This is a genomic window from Janthinobacterium sp. TPC_1 (genome assembly GCF_056037845.1).
Genome location: NZ_CP195157.1, coordinates 3,984,679 through 4,010,494, shown reverse-complemented (window position 1 = coordinate 4,010,494; position 25,816 = coordinate 3,984,679). Strand labels below are relative to the sequence as shown.

General features: G+C 64.0%; 18 protein-coding genes and 4 pseudogenes. 9 read left to right on the top strand and 13 right to left on the bottom strand.

The window, feature by feature from the left end:
* Nucleotides 1-9: 9 nt before the first annotated feature.
* The 4 genes from ACQVLG_RS19720 to ACQVLG_RS19705 form a co-directional block, all read right to left on the bottom strand.
* On the bottom strand, nucleotides 10-1,344 hold the full coding sequence (locus ACQVLG_RS19720) for an MFS transporter (protein ID WP_474295727.1): 1,335 nt from the start codon (nucleotides 1,342-1,344) through the stop codon (nucleotides 10-12).
* Between the two features lie 150 nt (nucleotides 1,345-1,494).
* Nucleotides 1,495-2,211 carry a ribonuclease T2 family protein gene (locus tag ACQVLG_RS19715; protein WP_474290707.1) on the bottom strand — a complete coding sequence of 239 codons (717 nt, stop codon included), beginning with the start codon at nucleotides 2,209-2,211 and terminating at the stop codon, nucleotides 1,495-1,497.
* Between the two features lie 68 nt (nucleotides 2,212-2,279).
* Nucleotides 2,280-3,380 carry a branched-chain amino acid aminotransferase gene (locus ACQVLG_RS19710; RefSeq protein ID WP_077402890.1) on the bottom strand — a complete coding sequence of 367 codons (1,101 nt, stop codon included), beginning with the start codon at nucleotides 3,378-3,380 and terminating at the stop codon, nucleotides 2,280-2,282.
* A gap of 164 nt (nucleotides 3,381-3,544) precedes the next feature.
* A complete protein-coding gene (locus ACQVLG_RS19705) occupies nucleotides 3,545-5,893 on the bottom strand; it encodes a TonB-dependent receptor (protein WP_474290706.1) in 2,349 nt (782 codons plus the stop codon).
* Between the two features lie 533 nt (nucleotides 5,894-6,426).
* Between ACQVLG_RS19705 and ACQVLG_RS19700 the strand changes: the two genes are divergently transcribed.
* From ACQVLG_RS19700 to ACQVLG_RS19690, 3 genes are all read left to right on the top strand, one after another.
* Entirely contained in the window at nucleotides 6,427-8,964 is a 2,538-nt protein-coding gene (locus ACQVLG_RS19700; RefSeq protein ID WP_474290705.1) for a PepSY domain-containing protein, read from the top strand.
* A 126-nt stretch (nucleotides 8,965-9,090) separates the two neighbouring features.
* Nucleotides 9,091-9,276 carry a hypothetical protein gene (locus ACQVLG_RS19695; protein WP_474290704.1) on the top strand — a complete coding sequence of 62 codons (186 nt, stop codon included), beginning with the start codon at nucleotides 9,091-9,093 and terminating at the stop codon, nucleotides 9,274-9,276.
* A 610-nt stretch (nucleotides 9,277-9,886) separates the two neighbouring features.
* Complete coding sequence (locus ACQVLG_RS19690; protein ID WP_230540792.1) at nucleotides 9,887-10,285, top strand: bacteriohemerythrin; 399 nt, start codon at nucleotides 9,887-9,889, stop codon at nucleotides 10,283-10,285.
* A gap of 3 nt (nucleotides 10,286-10,288) precedes the next feature.
* Here the strand turns inward: ACQVLG_RS19690 and ACQVLG_RS19685 are convergent, their stop codons facing one another.
* Nucleotides 10,289-11,131: a hypothetical protein gene (locus ACQVLG_RS19685; RefSeq protein ID WP_230540793.1), complete on the bottom strand. Its 843-nt coding sequence runs from the start codon at nucleotides 11,129-11,131 to the stop codon at nucleotides 10,289-10,291.
* 326 nt (nucleotides 11,132-11,457) lie between these two features.
* Between ACQVLG_RS19685 and ACQVLG_RS19680 the strand changes: the two are divergent.
* Both ACQVLG_RS19680 and ACQVLG_RS19675 read left to right on the top strand, forming a co-directional pair.
* Nucleotides 11,458-11,976 (top strand): annotated as a pseudogene (locus ACQVLG_RS19680) (TonB-dependent receptor plug domain-containing protein); the annotation flags it as partial.
* A 926-nt stretch (nucleotides 11,977-12,902) separates the two neighbouring features.
* Entirely contained in the window at nucleotides 12,903-13,694 is a 792-nt protein-coding gene (locus ACQVLG_RS19675; protein ID WP_474290703.1) for a TonB-dependent siderophore receptor, read from the top strand.
* Here the strand turns inward: ACQVLG_RS19675 and ACQVLG_RS19670 are convergent.
* Nucleotides 13,666-14,439 carry a nucleotidyltransferase domain-containing protein gene (locus ACQVLG_RS19670; protein WP_474290702.1) on the bottom strand — a complete coding sequence of 258 codons (774 nt, stop codon included), beginning with the start codon at nucleotides 14,437-14,439 and terminating at the stop codon, nucleotides 13,666-13,668. The genes ACQVLG_RS19675 and ACQVLG_RS19670 overlap by 29 nt on opposite strands.
* A 95-nt stretch (nucleotides 14,440-14,534) precedes the next feature.
* On the opposite strand from ACQVLG_RS19670, the gene ACQVLG_RS19665 reads away from it, so the two are divergent.
* The 3 genes from ACQVLG_RS19665 to ACQVLG_RS19655 all read left to right on the top strand — a co-directional run bounded on the left by ACQVLG_RS19665 (nucleotide 14,535) and on the right by ACQVLG_RS19655 (nucleotide 16,055).
* Nucleotides 14,535-15,101, top strand: coding sequence for a methylated-DNA--[protein]-cysteine S-methyltransferase (locus ACQVLG_RS19665; RefSeq protein WP_474290701.1), 567 nt, complete (start codon nucleotides 14,535-14,537; stop codon nucleotides 15,099-15,101).
* 58 nt (nucleotides 15,102-15,159) lie between these two features.
* Nucleotides 15,160-15,564: a DUF1294 domain-containing protein gene (locus tag ACQVLG_RS19660; protein WP_474290700.1), complete on the top strand. Its 405-nt coding sequence runs from the start codon at nucleotides 15,160-15,162 to the stop codon at nucleotides 15,562-15,564.
* Between the two features lie 101 nt (nucleotides 15,565-15,665).
* The gene (locus ACQVLG_RS19655) at nucleotides 15,666-16,055 is read left to right on the top strand and encodes a hypothetical protein (protein WP_230540798.1); all 390 of its coding nucleotides are present in this window, start codon (nucleotides 15,666-15,668) and stop codon (nucleotides 16,053-16,055) included.
* A gap of 83 nt (nucleotides 16,056-16,138) precedes the next feature.
* Here ACQVLG_RS19655 and ACQVLG_RS19650 read toward each other — a convergent pair whose 3' ends face one another.
* Nucleotides 16,139-16,858 carry a hypothetical protein gene (locus ACQVLG_RS19650; RefSeq protein ID WP_474290699.1) on the bottom strand — a complete coding sequence of 240 codons (720 nt, stop codon included), beginning with the start codon at nucleotides 16,856-16,858 and terminating at the stop codon, nucleotides 16,139-16,141.
* Between the two features lie 164 nt (nucleotides 16,859-17,022).
* On the opposite strand from ACQVLG_RS19650, the gene ACQVLG_RS19645 reads away from it, so the two are divergent.
* A complete protein-coding gene (locus ACQVLG_RS19645; RefSeq protein WP_230540800.1) occupies nucleotides 17,023-17,202 on the top strand; it encodes a hypothetical protein in 180 nt (59 codons plus the stop codon).
* 40 nt (nucleotides 17,203-17,242) lie between these two features.
* Here the strand turns inward: ACQVLG_RS19645 and ACQVLG_RS19640 are convergent, their stop codons facing one another.
* From ACQVLG_RS19640 to cydD, 6 genes and pseudogenes are all read right to left on the bottom strand, one after another.
* A complete protein-coding gene (locus ACQVLG_RS19640) occupies nucleotides 17,243-18,760 on the bottom strand; it encodes a methyl-accepting chemotaxis protein (RefSeq protein WP_474290698.1) in 1,518 nt (505 codons plus the stop codon).
* 551 nt (nucleotides 18,761-19,311) lie between these two features.
* Nucleotides 19,312-19,442 (bottom strand): annotated as a pseudogene (gene cydX, locus ACQVLG_RS19635) (cytochrome bd-I oxidase subunit CydX).
* Between the two features lie 22 nt (nucleotides 19,443-19,464).
* Nucleotides 19,465-20,620: pseudogene (cydB, locus tag ACQVLG_RS19630) on the bottom strand (cytochrome d ubiquinol oxidase subunit II).
* Nucleotides 20,621-20,633: 13 nt separating this feature from the next.
* Nucleotides 20,634-22,208, bottom strand: a complete 1,575-nt coding sequence (locus tag ACQVLG_RS19625) for a cytochrome ubiquinol oxidase subunit I (RefSeq protein WP_474290697.1) — start codon at nucleotides 22,206-22,208, stop codon at nucleotides 20,634-20,636.
* A gap of 123 nt (nucleotides 22,209-22,331) precedes the next feature.
* Nucleotides 22,332-24,014, bottom strand: coding sequence for an amino acid ABC transporter ATP-binding/permease protein (locus ACQVLG_RS19620; protein WP_474290696.1), 1,683 nt, complete (start codon nucleotides 24,012-24,014; stop codon nucleotides 22,332-22,334).
* Nucleotides 24,011-25,701, bottom strand: a pseudogene (cydD, locus tag ACQVLG_RS19615) (thiol reductant ABC exporter subunit CydD). Before cydD ends, ACQVLG_RS19620 begins: the two are co-directional and overlap by 4 nt.
* Nucleotides 25,702-25,816 lie beyond the last annotated feature (115 nt).

Sequence of the window (25,816 nt, the reverse complement as noted above, 5' to 3'; positions counted from 1 at the left end):
TGTGATAAATCAATCGCGCTTGCCGGCCAGCCACGCCGGCTGCGCCACCGCCAGGCGCGCCAGGCTGGCGATGCTGGCCACGGCGGCGAACCCTGCCGCCAGGCACAGCGCATAGGTCGTGCCCCGGCTGGCGGAAACAGTAAAACAATACGCGACGAGCGCCGCGCCCGTCGCCTGGCCGATCAGGCGCGAGGTGGCCACCACGCCGCTGGCGCCGCCGGCCCGCTCGGGCGGCGCGCTGCCCATGATGGCCTTCAGATTGGGCGCCTGGAAAAAGCCGAAACCGATGCCGCACAAGGCCATGCGCCAGCCGATGTCGAACACGCTCGGGTGCGCCGGGATCCACACCAGCGTCAGCAAGCCGCCCGCCAGCGCCGCCAGGCCGATGCCGCCCAGCACGCCCGGCGAATAACGGTCGCTCAAACGCCCCGCTACGGGCGCCATCACGGCCACCAGCACGGCCCACGGCGTCATCAAGAATCCCGTCTCGACGGGAGAGCGGCCCAGCGTGACTTCAAAATAAAACGGCAGCGAGACGAAGGCCAGCCCCTGCGCGGCAAACGTGCAGATGGCCGTCAGCGACGACAGCAGGAACAGGGGGCGGCGGAACAGGTCGATCGGCAGCATCGGTGCCGCATGTCCCGCCTGGCGGCGCAGCAGCAACATAAAAAAGACCACCACGGCCACCAGTTCCGGCAGCAAGGTCGACAGATCCGCGTGATGGGCCGCGTCGCCGAACAGCAAAATGAGCAAGCCGAAGGCGCCCACGTTGTACAGCGCCGTGCGCGCATCGAGCGTGTGGCCGGACAGTCTTGTCGCCGGCAGCATGCGGCTGGCCAGGAAAAAGCCGCCCACGCCCAGCGGCACATTGATGGCGAACAGCCACGGCCACGACGCCGTCGCCAGGATCAGCGAGGCGGCCGTGGGCCCGATGGCGAACGCGACGGCCACCACCAGCGCATTGTTGCCGAACGCGCGGCCCAGCAAATGTTTAGGGTACAGGGCGCGCAGCAGCGCCGTATTGACGCTCATCATGGCGCTTGCGCCGACGCCCTGAAACAGGCGCGCCACCACCAGCGAGGGCAAGGACCAGGCCAATGCGCAGGCGAGCGACGCCAAAGTAAATAAAAACATGCCGGAGATAAACACGCGGCGGTAGCCGGCGATTTCGCCGAGGGCGGAAAACGGCAGCAGGGTCGCCACCATGGCCAGCTGATACACGTTGACGATCCATACGGAAGCGGCCGGCGTCGTGTGCAGCTCGCTGGCGATGGCCGGCAAGGCCGTGTTGGCGATCGCCGTATCGAGCGAGGCCATGCCCACGCCGATGGCCAGCGCCAGCATGGCCCATAAACGGGCATTCGGCGGCAAGCCGTCGTCCGCCCACCATGACGGGTTGCGTGTGCTGCTGCTGCATAAATACACTACCTGTTCATCTTGCTGATCCGGGCAATACACTAGCATGTATGACGGAAAGCTGCAGGACAGGCAAGCTTACTTCTGGCAGTCGATCACTTTAAAATCTTTCGAATAACAGATGCGCAACTCGCCCGAGTGCTTTTCATAGCCGAGCCAGCGGCCCTTCAGCTGCGGGTTGTGCTGCTTCATCCACTGGAACAGCTCGTTCTTTGGCATGGTGGAGTCCGGCAACTTCAAGGCCTGGAACAGCTCGCGTTCCTTCTCGAAATACTGCTTGGCCGTATCGAAATCGCAGGCGCCATGCTTTTCCCATTCGCCCTGCAGCAAGGCTTCGCCGGGCTGCATGCACATGTACGGCAAAATCTCCGACGACGCCAGCTTCGGCAAGTTGCCCTTGCAATAGCGCGGGTGCAGTTCCGTCTTGCGCGGCGGCGTCGCGGAAATGTCGTCGCAGCTGGCCGGATTGTTCGACTGCGCCCACAGGCCATGCACGATCCAGCCGAAGTGGTTGCTCTCGGCGCACTGGAAGGCGGCCTTCTTCGACACGGCGCCGCGGCGGCGCTGGCTGTCGCAAAAGCCTGGCGACCACGACAGCGCCAGCATGAAGTAATCGGTGGGCACGTTGGTGCTTTGCTTGTAGCACGTGTTTTTCTCGTCCGACGGCTTGACGTCATAATCGTAGTAACTGACGTTGCGGGGAATGGCGCAACTGGCATCGGCCGCGTGGACGGCGCCGGCCGACAGGCTGAGGAAAACGGCGGCCAAGGCAGGCAGGATAGAGCGAATTTTCATCGTATTTCCTTCAAGATATAAAAACGCCGGCAACTGAGTGCCGGCGCGGTATCAATCAAGCAAGCTGATCAGCAAACCTTGTGCATCCAGCCGTGGGTGTCTGCGGCCGTGCCATGCTGCAAGCCCAGCAGCGCTTCGCGCAGGGCCAGGGTGACGGCGCCGTTTTCATTGTTGTTGATGGTCATTTCAAAGCCGTTGGCCTTGGCCACGCCCACGGGCGTGATGACGGCGGCCGTGCCGCAGGCGAACACTTCGGTCATGCGGCCCGAGGCGATATCGTCGCGCCATTGCTGGACGGACAATTTACGCTCTTCCGTCGCGTAGCCGAGGTCTTTCGCCATTTCCAGCAGGCTGCGGCGGGTGATGCCTGGCAGCAAGGTGCCCGTCAGCTCCGGCGTCACGACGGTGACCTTTTCGCCATCCTTGTAGACAAAGAACAAATTCATGCCGCCCATCTCTTCGATGAATTCGCGGTGCACGGCGTCCAGCCACACGACCTGGTCGCAACCCTTTTCTTGCGCTTGCGACTGGGCCATCAGGCTGGCCGCGTAGTTGCCCGCGCACTTGGCTTCACCCGTGCCGCCCGGTGCGGCGCGCACGAAGTCTTCGCTGATCCACACGGTGACGGGTTTCACGCCTTTCGGGAAATAGGCGCCGGCCGGCGAGGCGAACAGCACGAACAGGTATTCTTCCGATGGACGCACGCCCAGGTAGGGGTCGGTGGCGATCATCAGCGGACGCATGTACAGGCTCTCGCCCGTGTTCTTCGGCACCCAGTTGCGGTCTTGCGCGATCAGCGCATCGCCCGCTTCCAGGAACAGCTCGACGGGAATGGCCGGCATGGCCAGGCGCGCGGCGCTGCGGTTGAAGCGCTCGGCATTTTGTTCCGGACGGAAAGTCTTGATGCTGCCATCGGGCTGGGCAAACGCTTTATAGCCTTCGAAGATGGCCTGGCCGTAATGCAGCGACGAGGCGGACGGGTCCAGCGTCAAAGGGCCGTAAGCCTTCAGTTCGCCCTGTTGCCATTTGCCGTCGCGGTAAGGAATCACCACCATGTGGTCGGTGAAGATGCGGCCGAAGGCCGGGTTGACCATGCGCGCGGCGCGCTCGGCATCGGACAGGGGGTGGGCGGACGGGGTGACGACGAGATTCGGTGTGGAAGTGGTCATGGCGGCAATGGGAACTAGTGAACAGTATCCCTATTGTAGCGCCTAATCAGGCAAACGAGGATGGCCGGGACTGCGCCCCGCCCCGTGTCAATCCGGCTGCAAAAAAAAGCGCCGTCCACCTTACGGTGGAAACGGCGCTTTTGCATTACAGCAAAATCACTGCATCAGAACTTCATGTTGGCCGTCAGGGTAGCCGAGCGGCCCGGCGCCACGCCAGCGTAATGCGGCGAGGAAACCTTGTCGAAGTACAGCTTGTTCGTCAGGTTCTGGATGTTCAGCTGCAGGGTCACGTTGCGGCTGACGACATAGCTGGCCATGGCGTCGAAGCGCGTGTAGGCCGGTGCATATTTATTGTTGGCCACGTTGGCGTAGACCTTGTCGACGTAGTTCACGCCGCCGCCCACGGTGATGGCAGGCGTGAGCAGGTAGGACGTCCACAGCGAGGCGCTGTTTTTCGGTGTGGTGGGGAACTGGTTGCCGTTGTAGGGCGACGGCACATACACAGGCGCAGCCGTCGTGCCCGTGTTGAGATAGCCATTGTTTTCCACGATGGCGTTCAGGTGCGTGTAGCCGCCGAAGACCGACCATGCCTTCGTGATATTGCCGCTCACGCCCAGTTCGATGCCCTTGACTTGCTTGTCGCCCACGTTTTGCGTGCTGCCGTCCGGTGCCGTCACGCGCGCATTGCTCATATCGCTATGGAAGTAGGCGCCGCTCACGGACAAACGGCCGCCCGGCAGCACTTCCCATTTCGTGCCCAGTTCGAAGCTCTTGCTCTCCTGCGGTTTCAGGTTCTGGATCGCGACCGTCAAGCCGTCGATGCCGTCGCCGCCGTCATTGCCCGGTGGCGTGGACGACGTGCCGTACGACACATACACGCTGCTGTTGCTCGATGGCTTGTAGACCAGGCCCGCCTGGTAGCTGGCGAAGGTGGCATGTACATTGGCGCTGACGGCGGCAGTGGTCTTGCCGTCGAGCGTGTATTGCGGCGTGTTCAGCGAACTCTTGTAGTCATCCCAGCGGATGCCCACGTTGAGCAGCCATTGCGGCGTGAACTCGATGGTGTCGAAACCGTACACGGAACGCGTGTTGGTGACGATGTTCGTGCGTGCCGGGGACACGGAGCGCGTGTAGACCCACGGGTCGTTGGCGTTCGGATTGAGCAACGGCGCGCAGTTGTACAGGGTGGCGGCGCCAGAGGTCGGGCAACTGGAGCCGACTTTTTCCAGCGGATTGTTCGTCCCCGGGCTGAACAGGTAGGAGCTGCGGTCCGTTTCTTCGCGGCTGATTTCCAGGCCCAGCGTGTACGTGTGCTTGACGCCGCCAGCCAGCCATTCGCCGCCCAGGCTGGTCGCATTGGCCAGCGCATCCGTATCGGTCGTGCGTGTGTTGGCGCGGCGCCAGACAGTGCCGTACAGCATGGTGTTGCCCTTGGAATCGTCGGGCTGGGTCCACACGTAGTCGTTGCTGGTCTTGCTGTAACGGGTCACGTTGCGCAAGATCAATTTGTTGCCGAAGTCGTGGCGCACGTCGATGGTGCCGATATCGCTCTGCGTGTCGCGGAAGTCGCGGTTCACGAGGCCATAGAAAGTGTCGCGCGGCACGTTGACGGGCGTGCCGTTGCCGTTTTTCGACACATTCGCGCCCGACGAGAACGGGTTGTTGAACGGCAAGCCGGTGTCCGGCAATTCGCTCGACTGCATGTGGTAGTAGCTGAGCGTCGCCTGCGTGGCCGATTTCAGGCCGAAGGTGACGGATGGCGCGATGCCCCAGCGGTCGCCATTGATGTAGTCGCGGCCGGCAACGTGGGCGTCATGCGCCATCACGTTGAGGCGCACGGCCACGTCGTCGCTGACGACGCGGTTCGCATCCAGGGTGGCGCGGCGGTACTTGGCGCTGCCCAGGCCCACGGTGGCATTGGTGAAATTGTCGACTTTCGGCGTCTTGCTGATCAGATTGACGCCGCCGCCCGCGGACGAGCGCCCGCCGTAGGCCGAGTTCGGGCCCTTGACGACTTCGATTTGTTCCAGCGCAAAGATTTCACGCGACTGCGAACCCGTGTCGCGGATGCCGTCGATATACGTATCCGTTTGCGCGTTGTAGCCGCGGATAAACAGATTGTCGCCCACAGGGTTGCCGCCTTCGCCGGCGCCGATGGTGATGCCCGGCACGGTGCGCAGCGCGTCCGTCAGCGAGACGGCGCCCGTTTGCGAAATGATTTCGGCGGGAATCACCGTCACGGATTTCGGCGTGTCCAGCAGCGGCGCCGTCAGCTTGTCGTTCTCCGATTTGACGGGGGCCTGGATCAGGCGGTCAGCCGTGCCGATGACTTTCACTTCCTGCAACTGCTGCGGCTTGTCCACCGTTTGCGCGTGCAGCGCCAGCGGCATGGCCAGGGTGGCGAAGGCGGCCAGGGCCGTGCCATGCATGCGCGGCGCGGCGGCGATCTGGTGCTTGCGGCTGCGGATGGCAGCGGCTGGCTTGGCGGCGCCTGCGGTGTGTTTCAATGTCATCGTGTTCTTTCAATCTATCAAGTGGGCTGAATATAGCTGGCGAATGCGCCGTAGCGCCTGGCTGGCCATGCTTGCTTGGGTACTACAAAACTGCCACAGCACCGTCATGCGCGGCGCCCGGGGCAAGCCGGGTGGAGCGCGATATTGTCATTGCTGTAGGAAGTGTCCTGCGCCGGTGAGACAGCCAGCCATGCTGGCTGGCGTACTGGTCGCTGAAATCGTCAATGGCTTGCACGGAAAAACGAAGCAAGGAGCTGCCGGACTTGCCTGCCAGGCGGGTCCGCCTGTATCCGCAGCGCATGTTCAACGATTCAGGATCAGCTCATAGTTACGAATGAGAATGATTTTTATTTTTACATAATTTCACTGTGATGTAAATTATCAATGTCAGCATTTTTCAATTCCGTGGCTATTCTCGCTGCCTCGGGACCTGGCCCTTATTTGCGAATGATTCTCGTTTGCGTTAATATGTCAGCCTTCCTTCTTCCCTGCCATGCCTGACGCCCCGCATGGCAGCGCTATCGAAAGCCGCCATGACCAGTTCTTCCCTCCCCCAGTTGCGCGCCGGCACCGATGCCGACGCCGCGTCCGCAAGCCGCCAGCGGCGCGCCCATGCCGCCTCTCCGCAAGCGCGGCGCTGGCGCTGGAGCTGGAAGCAGGTCTGGTTTCAATTGCACTGGTTTATCGGCATCACGGCCGGCACGGTGCTGGTGATCATCGGCCTGAGCGGCGCCACCCTGGCCTTCAAGGATGAACTACTCGATGTCATGAACCCCGGCGTGCGTCATGTGCCCGTGGAAACACGCGCGCCGCTGACGCCGGCACAGCTGAGCAACATTGCCGCAGCAGAACACGGCCAGCGCGTCGCCTCGATCACCATGTATGCGCAGGCGGGCGCGGCGCCCCGGCTGTTTTTCGCGCCCAAGAACGGCCAGCGGCGCGGCGAGTCCGTTTATCTGCACCCGTACACGGGCGCGACCCAGCCGGCGTTGATGGGGACGGAATTTTTCGAATGGACGGAATCGCTGCACCGCTGGCTGCTGCTGCCGCGCGACCCGGGCCGGCAAGTGGCGGGCGCGCTGGCCCTGTGCCTGCTGGGCTTGGCACTGTCCGGCCTGTACCTGCGCTGGCCCCGCCGTCCGCTGGACTGGCGCACCTGGCTGACCTTCGATCCGGCATTAAAAGGCCGCTCCTTCCTGTGGAATCTGCACGCCGTGGCCGGCACCTGGTGCCTGGTGGTCTACGTGGCGCTGACCCTGACGGGCATTTACTGGAGCTATGACGTGGTGCGCGACAATATCGACGCCTGGGCCGGCAAGCCGCCCCGCACGGCGCAAGCACCGGGCAAAAAAGGCGCGCCGAAGGAGCCATCGCCCGCCGCCGACATCGGCCTGGCCTGGAGCACTTTCCAGCAGCACGCCGCCGGCTGGACCCTGGCCACGGTGCGCCTGCCCACGCGCCCCGGTGAAGCCGTGCAATTCACGTGGCTGGCCAGCGATGCGCCGCACGAACGGGCGCGCAGCCGCATGAGCATTGCGCCGGCCGATGGCATGGTCACGGAAAACGAGCCGTACAGCCAGCAGGCGCTGGGGCCGCGCCTCGTCAACATCATTTATCCGCTGCACATGGGCACGTATTTTGGCTTGCCGGGCCGCATCATCGTGACGCTCGCCAGCCTGGGCCTGCCCCTGTTCGCCGTCACGGGCTGGATGCTGTACCTGGGCCGCCGCAAGGCAAAACGCGCTGTGCAGGCGCAGCGGGCCCTGCTGGGTGCCGGCGCACCGGGCAAGACGGGCACAGATTTACCGACCCTGGTGGCCTACGCCAGCCAGTCGGGTCAGGCCGAGCGCCTGGCCCTGGAAAGCGCGCGCGCCTTGCAACAGGCTGGCGTGGCCGTCGACGTGCAGTCGCTGGAGCAGTTTGATCCCGCGCAATTGCGCCAGTACGAACGGGCCCTGATCGTCGCCAGCACCTTTGGCGAAGGCGAGGCGCCGGACGGCACGCGCCGCTTCGCGCGCCTGTTGCACCAAATGGCGGGCACGCCGCTGGCCGGCCTGGACTTCGGCATGCTGGCCCTGGGCGACCGCCATTACAGCGCCTTCTGCGGCTTCGGCCATGCGCTGGCGCAACAATTACAAGCGCTGGGCGCCACTTCCCTCTTCCCGCTGATCGAGGTCGACAAGCATGATCCCGCCGCCCTGGCCGCCTGGTCGCAGGCGCTGGCCCGCTGCAGCGGCAGCGCCATCGACGCCATCGGCGTGCAGGAAGAAGCGTCGTACGCCGAGTGGCGCCTGGCGCGCCGCGTGCTGCTGAACCCGGGCAGCCTGGGTGGCGAACTGCATGAAATCACCTTGACGGGCCCGGCCGGCGCCAGCTGGGAAGCGGGTGCGCTGGCGGAAATCATCGGGTGCAACGCGGACGGTAGCGATGGCGATGCAGACATTGCCCATCACGCGCCGCGCAGCTATTCGCTCGCGTCGCTGCCCTCCGATGGCGAACTGCAATTGCTGGTGCGCCAGGAGCGCCATGCGGGCGGCGAAAACCAAGGCTACGGCATCTGTTCCGGCTGGCTCACACGCTTCGCGCCCGTGGGCGCCGCCATCCGCCTGCGCCTGCAAGCCAATCCCGCCTTCGCGCCCGCCCTGGTCGACATGCCCTGCATTTATATCGGCAACGGTTCCGGCCTGGCCGGCCTGCGGGCACACCTGCGCGCGCGCCAGCGGGCGGGGCTGGCCCGCAACTGGCTGCTGTTCGGCGAGCGCCAGCAAGCTTTTGACAGCGTCTGCGGCGCAGAGTTGCAAGGCTGGCTCGACGCTGGCCACCTGGCGCGCCTGGACCGCGTCTTTTCGCGCGATGGCAACGATGGCGGCAAACGCGAATACGTGCAGGACCGCCTGCGCGCCAACTCCCACGAACTGCGCGACTGGCTGGCGCAAGGCGCCATCGTCTACGTGTGCGGCAGCTTGCAAGGCATGGCGGCGGGAATCGATGCTGTACTGCAAGAAGTGCTGGGCCAGGACGGTCTCGACGCCCTGCTGGCGGCCGGACGCTACCGCCGCGACGTGTATTGATCTGCATCAGGCTAGCCCCCGGCAGCGCCCGGCTATGTGGGCCGGCGCACGGTCGGCGCCAGCCATCGGACTAGAGTGGGGACATGGCGGCAAACCCGCGCCGCCCCCTTCTCTGCGAGGCTAGCCATGAAAAACCCCTGGATGAGCATGTACCTGAGCGCCGCCAACCGCATCGCCAACACGGCGCGCGGCCACGCCACGGCCGCCGTCAAGCGCGAAGCGGCGAAAAATACGCGGCAGTTGACGCAAGTGTGGTTCGATTCCTTTCTTCCGCCAACAGGCAGGCCCCGGCGCAGCCGCAAGGCAAAATAAGCGCCGTCACGATCGGCAACTGGTGCAGTGCATCACAGCAACTAGTTGAAGTTTCAATCAGATGAACTAAACTGCAAGCATGGTAGTACATAGAACGTGACCGGAGGCGCCGCATCCCCGCGCCGCCGCCAGGACACCGGGAGACGACCATGTTGACGCTCAAAGTGCTGCTCTGTCTCGCCTTGTCGGCCTTGCCTTGCTGCTCGTGCCCCTCGTGCTGAGGGATGCGATGCAGACGTCGGCCGGGCAGCAGTTGCAGGTGCCGAATGTGGATGCGCAAGGCATGTGGGCCCACTGGCCTCGGCAATAAGACGCGCGGCTGAGAAAACGTCGCTGGCTGCGTTGCTTTGACTTGCCGTACTAGCGTACTGTCTGCGTCAAAGACGCCTTGCCAGCGGCGTTTTTCAGCGGCGCTCGGTAACACGGCGCATCGTTTAAAACCGCTTTGTTGCGGGTGGGAATTTGTTCCCTTCGTCCATTTGTTTTTGTCTTGTTTTCCTCTTTGCCTCTTCACCATACTTTTGATCCAGATCATGGATTTCGCCCTTCGCTGCGCCCACACTGGAACAGTCCGCTTCGCACCGCGACGGACTTAACCTGGAGCATTGGCATGGGTAAATCGCATTGGAAGGATGAGATGGCGCTGGGCGTTCCCGCCATCGACGAGGCGCATGAGGCGCTGTTTCTGGAGCTGGCGCGGCTGCAGCAATTGAGCGACCAGCATTTCAGTGTGGCATTTCGCGAGCTGGTTGCGGCCGTCGAACGCGATTTCCGCGAGGAAGAGGATTTGATGGAGCAAATCGCCTTTCCCTCGCTGGCCAACCACCGCGAACAGCATGCGCGCGTGCTCAGCGGCTTGCACCATGCCTGGGCCGCCGTCGATGAGGGCGATCTGGAACAGGGGCGCCATGCGCTGTCGCTGTTGCCGCAATGGCTGATCTTTCACCAGGCCACCATGGACCTGGCCCTGGCGGCGGCGCTGGAACTGGTGCAGCGCCAGCCCAACTAGCCTCTACAGCAACAGCACCGTCGCCTGCTCGGGCAAGACCACGCGGTAATGTCCCGGATACTTGTCTTCGCCGTCGAAAATCTTGCAAAACACGGGCTGTCGGATGTCGTTGACGGCCGGCTCGCTCATGGGCAAGGTGGCGATCAGTTGCTCGCCATCCATTAACTGCAAGGCGCTGCCCCGCTCGGCCGCGCAAAAGGCCAGCGCTTGCACGTCGTCGGCGAACGGCCGCTTGTACCATGGCGTGATGGCCCGCACGGCGCGCCGCGCGTCGTGCAGGACTTGCCCCACGCGCGTGACGTTCCAGGCATCGCGCGCCACGGATGGCTGCAACACGATATTCGCCGTCAGCTCGCCCCTGCCCTTGTTCACCAGGAAGGAGCCGTCCTGCGCGGCGATGTCCTCGTTGAGCGGCACGACAAACACGCCGCCGTCGGACACCTTGATCGGCATGGGCGCGCCATTGCCTTGCAAGGCCACGCGCACGTCGTCGATGGTGGCGCTGAGCTTGGCCGGAATCAGGCGCAGGGCCATGACCACGCTGCCGCTCGACACTTGCCACACTTTCCTGGCCGTCAGATAACTTTCACGGTAAGCCGTGAAGCGCACGCGCGGCGCCTTGGCGTCGCCGCTGGCCGTGATCGTCACCGTTTGCGAGGGCAAGGCGTCCTCCGCGCTCGCCGCTGGCGCCGCGGCGGTGGCTGGCGCAAGCGGTGACGATACGGCGGCGGGCGGCACGCTGGCACTCTGCAGCGGCGCGGGAACAGCCGGCGGCGGCGCGTGTTCCTGGGCCTGGCCCAGCGACACGACACACAACCATCCGGCACAAGCGATCCATGTACGCATGCATTTCTTTCAATGAGGAAAATATTTTGTCAGCGCCTGCATTATCGCAGAAGGCCGGACGATGCGCCGCCCTTGGGCGGCCTGTACTCGGCTGCCTGCACTCCTTTGGTGCGCACGCTTGATTATTTGGCAAATACCACTTATATTGATAATGATTCTTATTCACATAATATGAACGGAATCATGCACGCCCTTTCCACTGCCATGCGCGGGTGGAACTGCTATCCGAGCCAGATCCCGGGCCAGCGTCACGCCATCCCCCAGCTACTGCGCCACTCGCCAGACGAGATAGGAACCCTCACGACTAAAAATACTCCAGGAAAATAATGCAATCGACCACCGTCCTATCTTCTTCGCGCCTGCCCGCCCTGCGCCCCCTGCCCCATTTATTACACATCAGTCTGCTCAGTCTTGCCGCCGGCGTGGCCCTGCCGGCACTGGCCGCCGACGCCGCCCCGGCCGACGTGACCATGCCGGCCGTCACCGTGCTGGGCCAGTCAATGGCCACCACGGAAGGCACGCAGTCGTACACGGCAGGCGAAACGCGCAGCGCCACGCGCATGGACCTGTCGCTGCGCGAAACGCCGCAATCGGTCAGCGTCATCACGCGCCAGTTGCTCGACGACCTGGGCGCCGTGCGCCTGGACCAGGCGCTGGCGCAGACGACGGGCATCCAGGTGGGCCAGAACGACACGGAGCGCACGACTTTTTATGCGCGCGGCTTCGGCATCAACAATATCCAGATCGACGGCATGGCGCGCGGCGGCAATGCGCCGCTGCAAGACACGATTTTGTACGACCGCATCGAGGTCGTGCGCGGCGCCACCGGCCTGATGGGCGGCACGGGCGACCCGTCGGCCACCATCAACATGATACGCAAGCGCCCGACGAAGGAATTCCAGGCCAGCGCCGGCCTCATCATGGGCCGCTGGGATGACCAGAGGATCGAGGCCGACCTGTCCACGCCGCTGAACGCGGAGGGCAGCGTGCGCGCGCGCACGGCCCTGGCCTGGCAAAAACGCGATTCCTACCTGGACATGTATCACGAACGCAAGACGGTCGGCATGCTCATCGTCGAGGCGGACTTGCGTCCCGGCACCCTGCTGACGGCGGGCGTCGACTTCCAGGACAACAAGCCCACGGGCGCCACCTGGGGCGCCGTGCCCTACTGGAATGCGGACGGCAGCCTGGCGAACTTGCCGCGCAACACCAGCTGGACGACGCCATGGAGCACCTGGGCCCAAAAGCAGCACACGGTATTCACGTCGGTGGACCAGCGCCTGCCGGGCAACTGGAATCTTCACCTCGGCTATGCGCGCACGGAAAGCACGAACCGCACCACCGTCGCCTATGCGGGCGAAGGTCATCCCGATCCCGCCACCGGCACAGGCATGAAACTGTGGACGGGCGCACGGGGCGCGGGAGAAAGGAACAGCGACAATTTCGACGTCTACGCCAGCGGGCCATTTACCTTGCTGGGACGCAAACACACGGCCATCATCGGCTGGAATGGCGACAACCGCCAGGAGCGTTCCCCCGGTGGCAAGGCGAAAATCGATTATGAACCTTTGGTCCCTGATTACCGCAGCTGGACGGGCAACATCCCCCGCCCCGTATTCCACCCGGATGGCTCGCATACGGAAAAAGTCACGCGCCTGGCGGGCGGCTATGTGGCCACGCGTTTGAGCCTGGTCGACCCGCTGCATGTGATCATCGGCGCGCGCAGCAGTACTTACCGCACGGACACACGCGCAACTACAACACGCAAGGCGTGTACACGGGCAGCGGCGACTTTGTGGAAACGCGCAATGAAGTCACGCCATACGTGGGCGCCGTGTTCGATATCAACAAGCAATATTCGGCCTACGCCAGCTTCACGCAACTATTCAACCCGCAATCGAGCAAGGACCGCAACGACAAGTTCCTGGCGCCGGAAACAGGCGACAATGCGGAACTGGGCATCAAGGGCGAATTTTATGAAGGCAAGCTGAATGCATCGGCCGCCCTGTTCCACACGAAGAAAAAGAACCTGGCGGAACTCGACCGCACGGTGCCGCCCGGCTTTTTGCTGCCCGACGGCGGCCAGGCCATGGTGGCCAATGGCGCGGGCGTGACGGCCAAGGGCGTCGAATTTGACGTCTCCGGCCAGTTGTCTCCCGGCTGGGAAGCGAGCGGCGGCTATACCTATCTGCACGCGGCCGAGGCCGATGGCCGTCGCGCCGCCACCACGCAGCCGCGCCACTTGCTGCGCCTGGCCACCAGCTACCGCTTCGACGGCCGCCTGAGCGGCCTGAAAGCGGGCGCCAGCATGACGGCGCAAAGCGCCACCTACAGCGAATCGTGGTACGGCCGCCCGCCATCGAACGAGATGACGAATATCCCGCAGGCCGGCTATGCGCTGGTCAACGCCATGGCCAGCTATGCCATCAACCGCCACGCCAGCGTGCAGCTGAACGTGAATAACTTGCTCGATAAAAAGTACTACCGCAACGTGGGCTTCTTCGACGGCGTGTTCTGGGGTGAGCCGCGCAACATCAGCCTGGCCGTGCGCACGGCGTTCTAAGCACGCCAGTGCCCGGGGGCGGGCAAGGTAAAGCCATCGAGCAAGGGGCCGCCCACGGGCGCCAGCACGGCGGCGGCGACTTGCTCGAACGCGCGCTGGCCAGCCGGCAAGTCGCTGGCGACCAGGCGCAGCGCGCCATCGAGCTGTGCGGCGATGGCCGCGTCGAACGCCTGCAGGCGGCGGAATGGTGCTTGCCGCCGCCGCTCCACTGCCCTGCGGCGCGCAGGCTCAGGTCGGCCAGCGCTGCATACAGCTGGCAAGCGACGGCCAGCGCCTCGCCCGGATGCGTGCTGTCGACCAGGTCTTCCAGCGCGGTGGTGATGGCGTAACGCCGGCGCTGCAGGTTTTCCACGTCGAGCACGGGCGGCCCGGCCGTGTCGATGGCGTGCGCCAGCGCGTGCAGTTGCGCGTAGTGTTCGCTTGCAGCGACGATGTTTTCCCCTTCGACGACCATCATCGCCAGCGGCACCGTGCCGCCCGGTGCATCCATTTCCTTGCAAAAATACGTGAACGTGGCCAGGTCGTGCGCGAACAGTTCCACCGTGCGGCCTTCGGCAACGAGGGTGTCGCGCCAGGCGCAATCGACGTGCTCGAACAGCAGCAGCAAATCGATATCGGAACTGGCCGTTTGCCGGCCCGTGGCGAACGAGCCGCCGATGATGGCCGCCACGGCCGTGGGATAGCGTTCGCGTACCAGCCGCTGGGCAATGGCGCGGATGGTCTCGTAGGTGGGGATCGTCGTCAAAGCCGGTGCTCCATGTCGATAAAACACTATCCTACACGCAATACGCAAGCGGCCGCCAGCCTGCTACACTGGCACTCTCCGATCAAGGAACAGACATGGAATACGACTGCATCGTGGTGCCCTCGCCCGTGGGCGAACTGACCCTGGTGGCGCGCGGCGCGGCGCTGGCGGCCATCCTGTGGGAAAACGACAAGCCGAACCGCGTGCGCCTGGGCGCGATGCGCGTCGATGACAGTTGCGCCGTGCTGCAGGAAACGGCGCGCCAGCTGGGCGAGTATTTCGCCGGCACGCGCCAGCGTTTTGACGTGCCGCTCGATTTCGATGGCACGCCTTTCCAGCAGGAAGTGTGGCGCGCGCTGCTGACGATACCGTACGGCCAGACGCGCAGCTATGGCGAGATCGCGCGCCAGATCGGCCGCCCCGCCGCCGTGCGCGCCGTGGGCGCCGCCAATGGCAGGAATCCCATTTCCATCATCGCCCCCTGCCACCGCGTCATCGGCGCCACCGGCGAGTTGACGGGCTTTGCGGGCGGCTTGCATGCCAAGGAAACCTTGCTGGCGCTGGAAGGCATTTCCCTGTCCAGCGACCGCGAAGCACTGAAAACGGGCCACGCCCGCCGCCGCGCCGTGCACATTGATATGGCGCAAGGCTGTTTATTTTAGCCAGCGGCATCGCTGCCCGTGTGGGATACTCACGTCCCCGCTCAAGCCGACCCATCCTATGCCCTACCTTGTCATCCTGTTCTTTGCCGTTCTGTATTTGCTGGCCACCTTCTTTTTCCACATCCCCGTCCTGGTCGCCCTCGTGTATGGCGTGCTGAGCCTCAGCTGCTTCGTTGCCTATGCGATCGACAAATCGGCCGCAAAACAAGGGCGCTGGCGCACCTCGGAGCGCACCCTGCTGCTGCTGGGGCTGCTTTGCGGCTGGCCGGGCGCCGTGCGCCGTGCTGGCCCAGCAATGGCTGCGCCACAAGTCGAGCAAGCGCTCGTTCCGCATCGTGTTCTGGATCACGGTCGCCCTCAATATCGGCGCCTTCGTGTATTTCAGCATGCATTACGCGGCGCCCGATATCGGCACCGACGTGGCGCCCATCGAACTGTAAAACTGCCGCCCGCCAAGATGTAACAATTATTGCAGCGCATTGTTCTTGAAATGATCGCCTGTCAGAATATCAATACTTACGATATTCAAGCCAATTCATCTATACGAGAAAGCACTTTTCGAGCATGCGTACCTTGCAAATCCACCATTCCTTCTTGTTCCGCCTTGCCGCTGCGATTTGTTTCGCGATCACATTGGCGGGCTGCACAAGCTATCGCTTTATTCCCCCGAACTCCGATGCGGGGCGTCAATGCGTGACGAGCTGCGGGACCAATCAACAAATATGCATTGCCGGCAAGGAGCAAGTTGCTGCGGCGCAGGCACAAGCTTGTGAGATGCGCAACGTCAGTACAGTGTCCATCTGCCTGGCAGTGGCGAAAACAGATGCGGAGCGGGAACTGTGCTCGAAGAAACGCCAATATTGCTCCTCAACCGCATCTGGAACATGGCAATGCGAGGCAGATTACAGAGCCTGCTATACGCAATGCGGCGGCAGGATCGAGGAAAGCGAATAATCGATCGCAAGGCCGATGCCGTCGAACAAGATGCCGGCACGGCTGGCGCAACGTGCGGCGCGCGGCACGCTTGAGTCATCTAATTACTCGCCCAGCAAGCGCAGCGATTCCAGCCAGTCCGCCTTCCACTCGCGCAGCAACGGTTGCGTGGCGAACGCCTTCTTCAGGTGCGCCATCGGCACGCGGTGCACATCGTGCAAGCCGAACGCCAAGGTCACCGGATGCCACAAATGGCTATTCTTGCCGCCGCGCGAATTCTTGCGCACGCGGGCGCCATCGTCGCCAAAGATGCCCACGCCGCCAGCCATCCCTTTGTCCAGGTCGACCTTGCCCACGCCGGCAAAGGCAGTCAGAATCTGTTCACGCCCCAGGCCCTTCAAGGCGCTGGGCAAGACCACGGGTGCCTTGTCCGCTTCCGCTTCTGCCGGCTGCGGATGCTGCAACTCCTTGAGCAAACGCAAGAGATCGCGCTCCTGGAAGTGCAAGCCGTCCAGCGGCACGCGCAAGCCCGGCGCCTTGAGTTCGATGGCGATGTTGCCGGAGTCGCGCGTCAAACGCAGCCACACGTCGCCGGCGCCCGAGGCCAGGTGTTCTTTGTCGCCGATAAACACGACGGGCGCCGCATAGCGCGTCACGCCGTCATGGAACAGCTCGGCCCAGGCCTCGCTGTAGTCGAGCCAGACGTACGGCAAGCCGCCCTGCTCGAGCAGGCGCGCCAGGCTCCATGGCGTGCCCGTCTGTTGCGCCAGCCAGGCACAAGCTTCGGTTGCGGTGGCGCGGTATGGCAGGGATAGGGAGGTCATGGCGGTTCCATCGGTCAAAGTGGAGCGCAGTGTAGCAGACGCTGCCATCCGTCCCTGCTGCGGGCGCAGCGGGCGCGCTATTTCTGCGCGATGTGCTAGGCTGAAAGCATCAGCCCGCGCCATCGCCTCCCGGCAACCTGGCGCACCACCGCGAGGGGATCACCATGCATTCGAGCACCAACGCCGCCACCACGCCCGCCCCGCCACCGGAGCGCGATTCGCCCACGCCGGCTGGCGAAAGCCACGCCGAGGAAGCGCTCGATGAAGCGCTGAAAGAAAGCTTTCCGGCCAGCGACCCGATTGCTGTTGCCGTGCCGAAACCTTCACCCAGCACGCCGGCCTGAGTCCCCCGCCTGTCCGGTGGCACAAGGCCGGACACTGAGGTCACGCCAGCAATTTGAACACGCGCACGTCCTGCATCATGTTGTCCGCCTGCTCCTGCATGCTGGCCGCTGCCGCCGCTGCCTGCTCGACCAGGGCGGCATTCTGCTGGGTCACCGCATCCATCTGACTGATGGCCTGATTCACCTGTTTGATGCCATCGTTTTGTTCGTGGCTGGCGACGGCGATTTCGCCCATGATGCCCGCGACCTGCTGGACCGATGAGACGATTTGCTTCATCGTGCCGCCCGCTTCATCGGCCAGATTGCTGCCAAGCTCGACTTTTTCGACCGATTCGGCAATCAGCTGCTTGATCTCTTTGGCGGCACTGGCGGACCGTTGCGCCAGGGCGCGCACCTCCGATGCGACGACAGCAAAACCGCGCCCCAGTTCACCGGCGCGCGCCGCTTCTACTGCCGCGTTCAGGGCCAGTATATTGGTCTGAAACGCGATGCCATCGATCACGGAAATGATCTCGACGATACGGTTCGAGCTATCCTTGATGGAGCCCATGGTCGCGACGACACGCTCGACCACCTCCCCGCCCTGCACCGCGACCGCTGAAGCCGACAAAACCAGTTGATTGGCTTGCTGGGCACTTTCGGCATTCTGCTGCACCGTGCTGGTTAGCTGCTGCATCGCCGACGACGTTTGCTCCAGTGCACCGGCCTGAGCCTCCGTTCTGGCCGAGAGGTCCAGATTGCCAGCAGCAATTTCCTGCGAGGCAGTCGAAATGGTTTCAGTCCCGCCACGCACACGGCTCACCGTATGACGCAGGCTCTCCGTCATGCTTTTCAGAGCACGCATCAATTCGCCCGGCTCGTCGCGATAGTCCGTTGCGATATGGCTGCGCAGGTCACCGGAAGCGACGATGCGGGCAATGTTCACGGCATCCTGCAGTGGTTTGGTAATACTCTTGCTGATGAGCACAGCCACCGCAATCGCCGTGCCCAGCGAGACCAGCAGTATCGCCAGCAGCAAGCTGCTCGCCACCGTGATGCGCGCGCCCGACTCCGCCTCTATCGCCGACGCGCGTTGGGTGGTCATCTCGACCAGTTGCTTGATGGCCTGCAGATGCTGGGCGTAGCTCATCGTCATTGTTTTCATCGCAACGGCGGCGCCAGCCTTGTCCTGCGCCTCGATTGCGGGGATGAACTGTTGCAGTGCCGTCGTATAGAAGGCCTGTGCCGGCGCATGCGCCTTGTTCAGCAACAGCCCGGCGATATCGGCATCCAGTGCCGCGCCCTTCCAGAATGCATGGCGCTCATCGTAATCATGTTTGAGCGTTTTGAATTGGGCGATCAACTGCGCCTGTTCGGCACGATCCTCGGTCGCCATCAGCTGAAAACTGACCAGATAGGATTCCAGTATGTACTCCGGCGGCGGCAACACGTCCGCAATCAGATCCTTGCTTTGCACAATTTTCTGATAGACAGGGCCGTTCACTTTCCATTCTTGCAGAGTCTTGAACGACCATAGGCCATAGAGGATGAAACCGACTGAAAAGATCACAATCAGCACAGCCAGGCGGTGCGTTAGTTTGAGTCCTCTTAGCATACTCATGATGTTTTCCTTAAATTAACTATGCTTGCCCCTGGTTCAGCGACCGAGGCGGCACTACTCTCGCGCGGATGGCAGACGCTCAGTCAAGCCGCGAAAAACCTGCCAAATCATCATTATATTTTTATGACAGGCAACTTATTTTACAGCGAATTCTGACAATTTAGTACGAATTTAATTAAAATTCACAAATATGAAAATAAAAAACACAAAAAACATAAATTTATGTAAAGAGCCGTGACATCGGCGTCAAAACAAGTTCTAGCGCTTCCCTCCCCTGCGCGCGGCTGCCGCGAACGGCAGGGCCGGGCGATGGACATGCAGGGAGCAGTGAAGTTCTGGCGCTACGGCGACGCGTTCTGTGTTGACCGCACAACGAATCCATCCGTGCTTCACAGCATTCTTATTGCTGCAATTGCTTTCCGGAAATGCGGGAAAACCATAGCAAAGCCCCGCCGGGCGGCAATGGCAAAACCATCGCACCGGGCGGGGCCAGTCAAGCCGACGCGCTTTTACTTCGGCGTGTCGCGGTACTGCTCAGGTGTCGTGTCGCCATCGGCGATTTCATACCACATCGCATTGAGCACAACGTCGCGAACGTCGCCGCCAGCGGAAGACCCAGTATCCAGGCGAAATACCACATAGTTATATCCTTTCCTTAATTCTTAGTAAGCGTGACCGCTCTCGTCTTCGATTGCTTTTCCATCAACCTTGCCCCACAGCACTTTATATACCCACGTCGTGTAGGCCACGATGAGGGGAATGAAGACGGCCGTGACGACCAGCATGATGAACAGGGTCATGTGGCTGGACGAGGAATCCCACACCGTCAGGCTGGCGCGCGGATCGATCGACGAAGGCAGGATGAACGGGAACATGGCCGCGCCCACGCCGAGGATGATGCCGGCGATGGCAGCCGCGCTGGCCAGCAAGGCGGGCACTTCGCGGCGCGCGCGCTGGAAGGCGAAGGCCAGCAGCGGGCAAAGCAGGCCCAGCGCTGGAGCGATCCAGGTCCACGGGTGGGCGGCAAAGTTGGCGAACCAGGCGCCCACGTGCACTTGCGCCGTCTTCAGCATCGGGTTCGACGGACCGTCGACGACGACGGCGCTGGTGACGCGGTAGCCATCGACCCACAGCCACAGGGCCACGCCGGCTGCCGCATACAGCACGACGGTGGCAAGCGCCGCCACGCTGCCGTAGCGGCGCGCCCGTTCGGCGACAAGACCGTCCGTTTTCAGTTGCAGCCAGGTGGCGCCGTGCATCACCAGCATGGCGACCGAGACGAGGCCGCACAGCAGGGCAAACGGGTTGAGCAGCGCGAAGAACGTGCCGTCATAGAAGATGTGCATGTCCGGCGAGAAACGGAACGGCACGCCCTGCAGCACGTTGCCGATGGCCACGCCGCAGATCAGGGCCGGCACGAAGCCGCCCACGAACAGGGCCGCATCCCAGCGGGCGCGCCAGCGCGGGTCTTCGCGCTTGCTGCGGAACTTGAACGCCACGGGACGCACGATCAGCGCCACCAAAATGACGAACATGGCCAGGTAAAAGCCCGAGAACGACACGGCGTACAGCTGCGGCCAGGCGGCAAAAGATGGCGCCGCCGCCGAGAATCAGCCACACCTGGTTGCCTTCCCACACGGGACCGATGCTGTTGATGATGACACGGCGCTCGAGGTCCGTCTTGCCGGCGAAGGGCAGCAAAATACCCGTGCCCAGGTCGAAGCCGTCCGTGATGGCAAAGCCGACCAGCAGCACGCCGATCAGCAGCCACCAGATCAGGCGCAGTGTTTCGTAAGAAATCATTTCATGCAAAATCATGGTCTGGCCCTCCTTAGGCGCGTTGAGTATGAATGGCTGCGGCGGGCGCGGTAGCCGGCGCCGTCTCTTCCGGCCCCTTGCGGATGGCCTTGAGCATGAGCTTCATTTCGATAATCAACAGCACGGTGTAGATGGCGGCAAAGCCGGCAATGGTAATCAGCAAGGTCGTCGCGCCCAGGTTGGAGACCGCCACTGCCGTCGGCAGCACGCCTTCGATGACCCACGGCTGGCGGCCCACTTCGGCCACGATCCAGCCCGCCTCAATCGCCACCCACGGCAGCGGAATGGCGAGCACGGCCAGTTTCAGCAGCCAGCGGTGCTTGTCCAAGGTGCGGCGCGTCGACAGGATGAAGAAGGTGCCGGTCAACAAGATAAAGAACATGCCCAGGCCCACCATCACGCGGAAGGACCAGAACAAGGGCCCCACGGGCGGCACGGTATCGAGCGCGGCCTTGCGGATCTGCTCGGGCGTGGCCTGGCGCGGATCGTCGACATAGCGTTTTAACAACAAGGCGTAGCCCATGGACTGGCCTTTCGACTCGAACACGTCTTTCGCGTCCTGCGGCACGGGGCTGCCCGGCGCCACGCTGCGGATGGTTTGCAGCGCGTCATACGCCTTGATGCCATCCTGGATCAGCAGTTCGCCGCGGTCGACCAATTGCTCGATGCCGGGGATTTCCGTCGTCAGCGAACGCGTGCCGATCAGGCCCATCACCATCGGGATGTGCACGGCATAATGCGTCTCGCGCGCTTTTGCGTCGGGGAAACCGATGGCCGTGAAGGCGGCGGGCGCCGGCTCCGTAGTCCACATGGCTTCGATGGCGGCCAGCTTCATTTTTTGATGTTCGGACGACAGGTAGCCGCTTTCGTCGCCCAGCACCACCACCGACAGGGTGGCGGCCAGGCCGAACGAGGCGGCCACCGTCATCGAGCGCTTGGCCAGCTGCACGTGGCGGCCTTTCAGCAGATACCAGGCAGAAATACCCAGCACGAAGATGGCCGCCGCCGTATAGCCGGCCGACACCGTGTGCACGAATTTCGCCTGCGCAACAGGATTCGTCAGCACGGCGCCGAAATCCGTCACTTCCATGCGCATGGTCTGCGGATTGAAGGCCGCGCCGACGGGATTTTGCATCCAGCCGTTGGCGATCAAAATCCACAGGGCCGAGAAGTTCGAGCCGATGGCCACCAGCCAGGTGGTGACCAGGTGGCCCCGCTTCGACAGCTTGTCCCAGCCGAAGAAGAACAGGCCGACGAAGGTCGCTTCCAGGAAGAAGGCCATCAAGCCCTCGATGGCCAGCGGCGCGCCGAAGATGTCGCCCACATAATGGCTGTAATAGCTCCAGTTCATGCCGAACTGGAATTCCATGACGATGCCCGTCGCCACGCCCATGGCGAAGTTGATGCCGAACAAGACACCCCAGAACTTGGTCATGTCGCGCCAGATGGGACGGTTCGTCATCACATAAACCGTCTCCATGATGGCGAGGATCACTGACAGGCCTATCGTCAGCGGAACGAATATAAAGTGGTACAGAGCTGTCAGCGCGAACTGCAGTCTGGATAAAGCGACAATATCGAAGTCCATATGATTTCCTTGGTGTTTCCCTACTGAATTGTAAACTTGGTATCTATCTGATGTAGTTCGATTGGTTCCGCCGCCCTCAGGCTGGCGTGCGGCACCGCCTGTGTCTCCGGTCTTCTTTATTCCCTAATCGCCGCGCAAGCCCGCCAGCGCCGCCTCGAAGGCTGGCGTGCCACGGCGCGCGTCGCCCACGATGCGGCCGTCGCGCAGGCTCACCAGCCGGTCCGCCAGCGCCGCCTCGCGCCGCAAGTGGGTTGCGATCAGCAAGCTGCGCCCTTCGCAGCGCGCGCGCAGGCGCTGCAGCACGTCGCTTGCCGTCTGCGCATTCAGCGCTTCCGTCGCCTCGTCCAGCAGCCACAAGGCCGATGCATGCAGGAACAGCCGCGCCAGCGCCAGGCGCCGCGCCTGGCCGCCCGACAAGCCCAGGCCGCCCTCTCCCAGCAAAGTGTCGAGGCCGCCCGCCAGGGCCCGCACTTCCTCGTCCAGGCCGGCCGATTGCAGCGCCGCCCACAGCTGCGCATCGCTGGCGGACGGGTCGGCCAGGCGCAGGTTGTCGCGCAAGCTGTCCTGGAACAATTCCGTCTTCTGGGTGAACAAACAGGCGCGGCCCGCGTGCACCGTGCCCGACAGCGGCGCCAGCTCGCGCGCGGCGATGGCCAGCAAGGTGGACTTGCCCGCGCCGCTGGGGCCGATCAAGGCCACGCGCTCGCCATCGGCGATGTGCAGCGATATGTCATGCAAAATTGCAACATTGCTGCCCGCATGCGCGGCGCTGACATTGTCCAGGCGCAAGCCCGGTGCGGCGTCGACGGGCGGCGGCGGTACATCGTCGCCATCCAGGCGCGGCGCCAGGCGGCGCATGGCCAGCAGCATGCGCCCCGCTTCCAGCGCGCCGCGGCGCAATCCCGCAAACGGTTCCACGGCCGTCAGGGCGATCAGCAGGGCCAGCGCCGCCAGCGGCACGTTCAGTGTTTGCTGCTGCACCAGCGCGGCCACGGCCAGCAAGACGCCGGAAAGTAGCGCGCTGCCGGCCACGCCATACGCGGCGCCGGCTGCCGTCTCCAGGCGCTGCAGGGCGACATCGGCTTGCGCCAGCGAGCGGTCGATCTGTCCCAGCACGGCGCACTGGGCGTCGATGCGGCCCGCCATCACCAGGTCCGTCTGGCCAGCCACCAGGTCGATGGTGCCGGAGCGCAATTTTTCGATGGCGCGCGAGCGCACGATGGCGGGCCGGCGGGCACGCTGCGCCACGACCCAGCTGATGCCGCCGCCGGCGGCCAGCAGCCACGCGGCCAGGCCCAGGCCCAGTTGCCACTGCATCGCGCCCAGCGCCACGCCGGCCAGCAAGGCCGCGCACAGTGCCGTGAAGGCGGGCACCAGCAGGCGCAGATACAGCGCTTCGAGCGCGTCGATATCGGCCGTCAGGCGGAACAGCAGCCTGGCCGGCTGGCGCAGCAAGCGGCTGGCCGCTTCCGGGCGCGACCAGCCGCGGAACAGTCGCACGCGGATGGCCGCCAGCGCGGCGAACGTGGCGTCGTGCGTGACGAGGCGCTCCGCATAGCGCGACCCCGTGCGGCCGATGGCCAGCAGGCGGATGCCGGCCGACGGGCCGAACACGTCGAACAGGATGGCCGTCGAGGCATGCAGGCCGGCAATCGAGGTGGCCGTGATGAACCAGCCGGACAAGCCCAATAAGGCCATGCCGGCCACGGCCGTCAGGGCCGCCAGCAAGGCGCCCCCGATCAGCTTGCCGGGCTGGGCCAGCAGCAATTGCCGCAGGACGGGGTGCAATGCCAGTGAATTCTTCATGCGCTCAGCTCCTGCGCCTGCGCATCGACGTGCACCGTGCGCTGCAAGCGGCCCGCCAGCACGGGGTCGTGCGTGGCGACGAGCATCGTCTTGCCTTTCGCCAATTCCAGCAAGGCGTCCGTGACGCGCGCCGCCGTTTCGCTGTCCAGGTGGGCCGTCGGTTCATCGACCAGCAGCAAATCCGCATGCGGATGCAGGGCCACGCGGGCCAGGGCCAGGCGCACGGCTTCGCCGCCGGACAAGCCCTGGCCGCCATCGCTGAGCATGACGGCCGGCTGCGCCTGCGCCACGCCGGCCAGGTCGGCCAGGTGCAGCGCCTGCGTCACCTGCGCGGGGCTGCCGCTGGCGCCGCTGCGGCCCAGGGTCACGTTCTGGCTGAGGACGCGGCAAACACGTGCGGACGCTGGCCCATCCAGGCCATGCGCTGGCGCAAGGTATTCACGGTACTGTCGGTCAGGCGCACGCCGCCGATGCGGATCTCGCCGCCGCTGGCGGGCAGCAAGCCGGCCAGCAGGGACAGCAAGGTGGTCTTGCCGGCGCCGCTGGCGCCCAGCAGGGCCACGTGTTCGCCGGCGCGCACGCTCAAATCGAAGCCGTGGAACACGGGCGCTTCGCCAGGGTGGGCAAAGCGCAGTTGATGGATGTCAATGGCCGGCGGCGGCGCCACCGCCATGGCGGCGGCGGAGACGGCGGCCACTTCCGCACCAAAGCCAGGCAGGGCGACGCCCTCGCCCGCCAGGTCGTGCAAGCCGGCCAGGCCCGCTTCGCCGGCCGCCTTGTCATGCCAGACGGCGGCCAGCTCGCGCAGCGGCTCAAAGAACGCGGGCGCCAGCAGCAGGATGAACAGGCCCTGCCCCAGCGTCAATTCGCGGCCCCAGGTGCCGAAATTGATGCTGCCCAGCAAGGAAAAACCGATGAACGCGGCCACCATGGCGACGCCCAGCGCGGAAAACAGTTCCAGCACGGCGGACGACAAAAAGGCGATGCGCAGCACCACCATCGTGCGCCGGCGCACGGATTGCGACGAGGCATCGAGCCGCTCGGCCGTGGCGTCGACGGCGCCCAGCGCGCGCAAGGTGGCCAGGCCGCGCAGGCGATCCAGCAGGAAGGCGTTCATGCTGCCCATTTCCACCATCTGCGCGCGGCTTGCCGCTTGCGCGCCCATGCCGACCAGGGCCATGAAGACGGGAATCAGGGGCGCGGCGATCAGCAGGATCAAGGCGGCGATCCACGACAGCGGCGTCACGGCAGCCAGGATCACGAACGGCACGGTGAGCACCTTCCAGCGCGCGGGCTTGTAGCGCACCAGATACGGCACGATGGCTTCGGCTTGCTCGGCGATGACGCTGGCCGCCTGGCCCGACCGGGCGCGCTGGCGGCGGTCCAGCGGCGAACGGCGCGCCAGTGCTTGCGCCACTTGCGCGCGCAAGGTGGACAGGTGCCCGCGCGCCGCCGCGTACATGCGCCGCGCGCCCCACGCTTCGCAGCCGGCGCGCAGCACGCCCAGCAGCAGCACGCCGGCCGCCGGCAACAGGGCCGCGCGCCAGGGCGCGCCATCGAGCATGGCTTGCACGGCCCAGGCCAGCAAGGCCGCTTGCGGCAGCCACAGCAAGGCGGCGCCCCCCTGCGCCAGGCTGGCGGCACGGGGAAGAATAAAGCGGGGCAAGGACAAAGGCGTGGTCGGCATCTTATACTTTTTGAGTTTTCAGAATTTTCTGTAAATTCGATTTTTTGTATAATACTGCGAAACATGACATATATCAATTGACCCCACCAGTATGGCGTGAAAAAATTCGGATAAT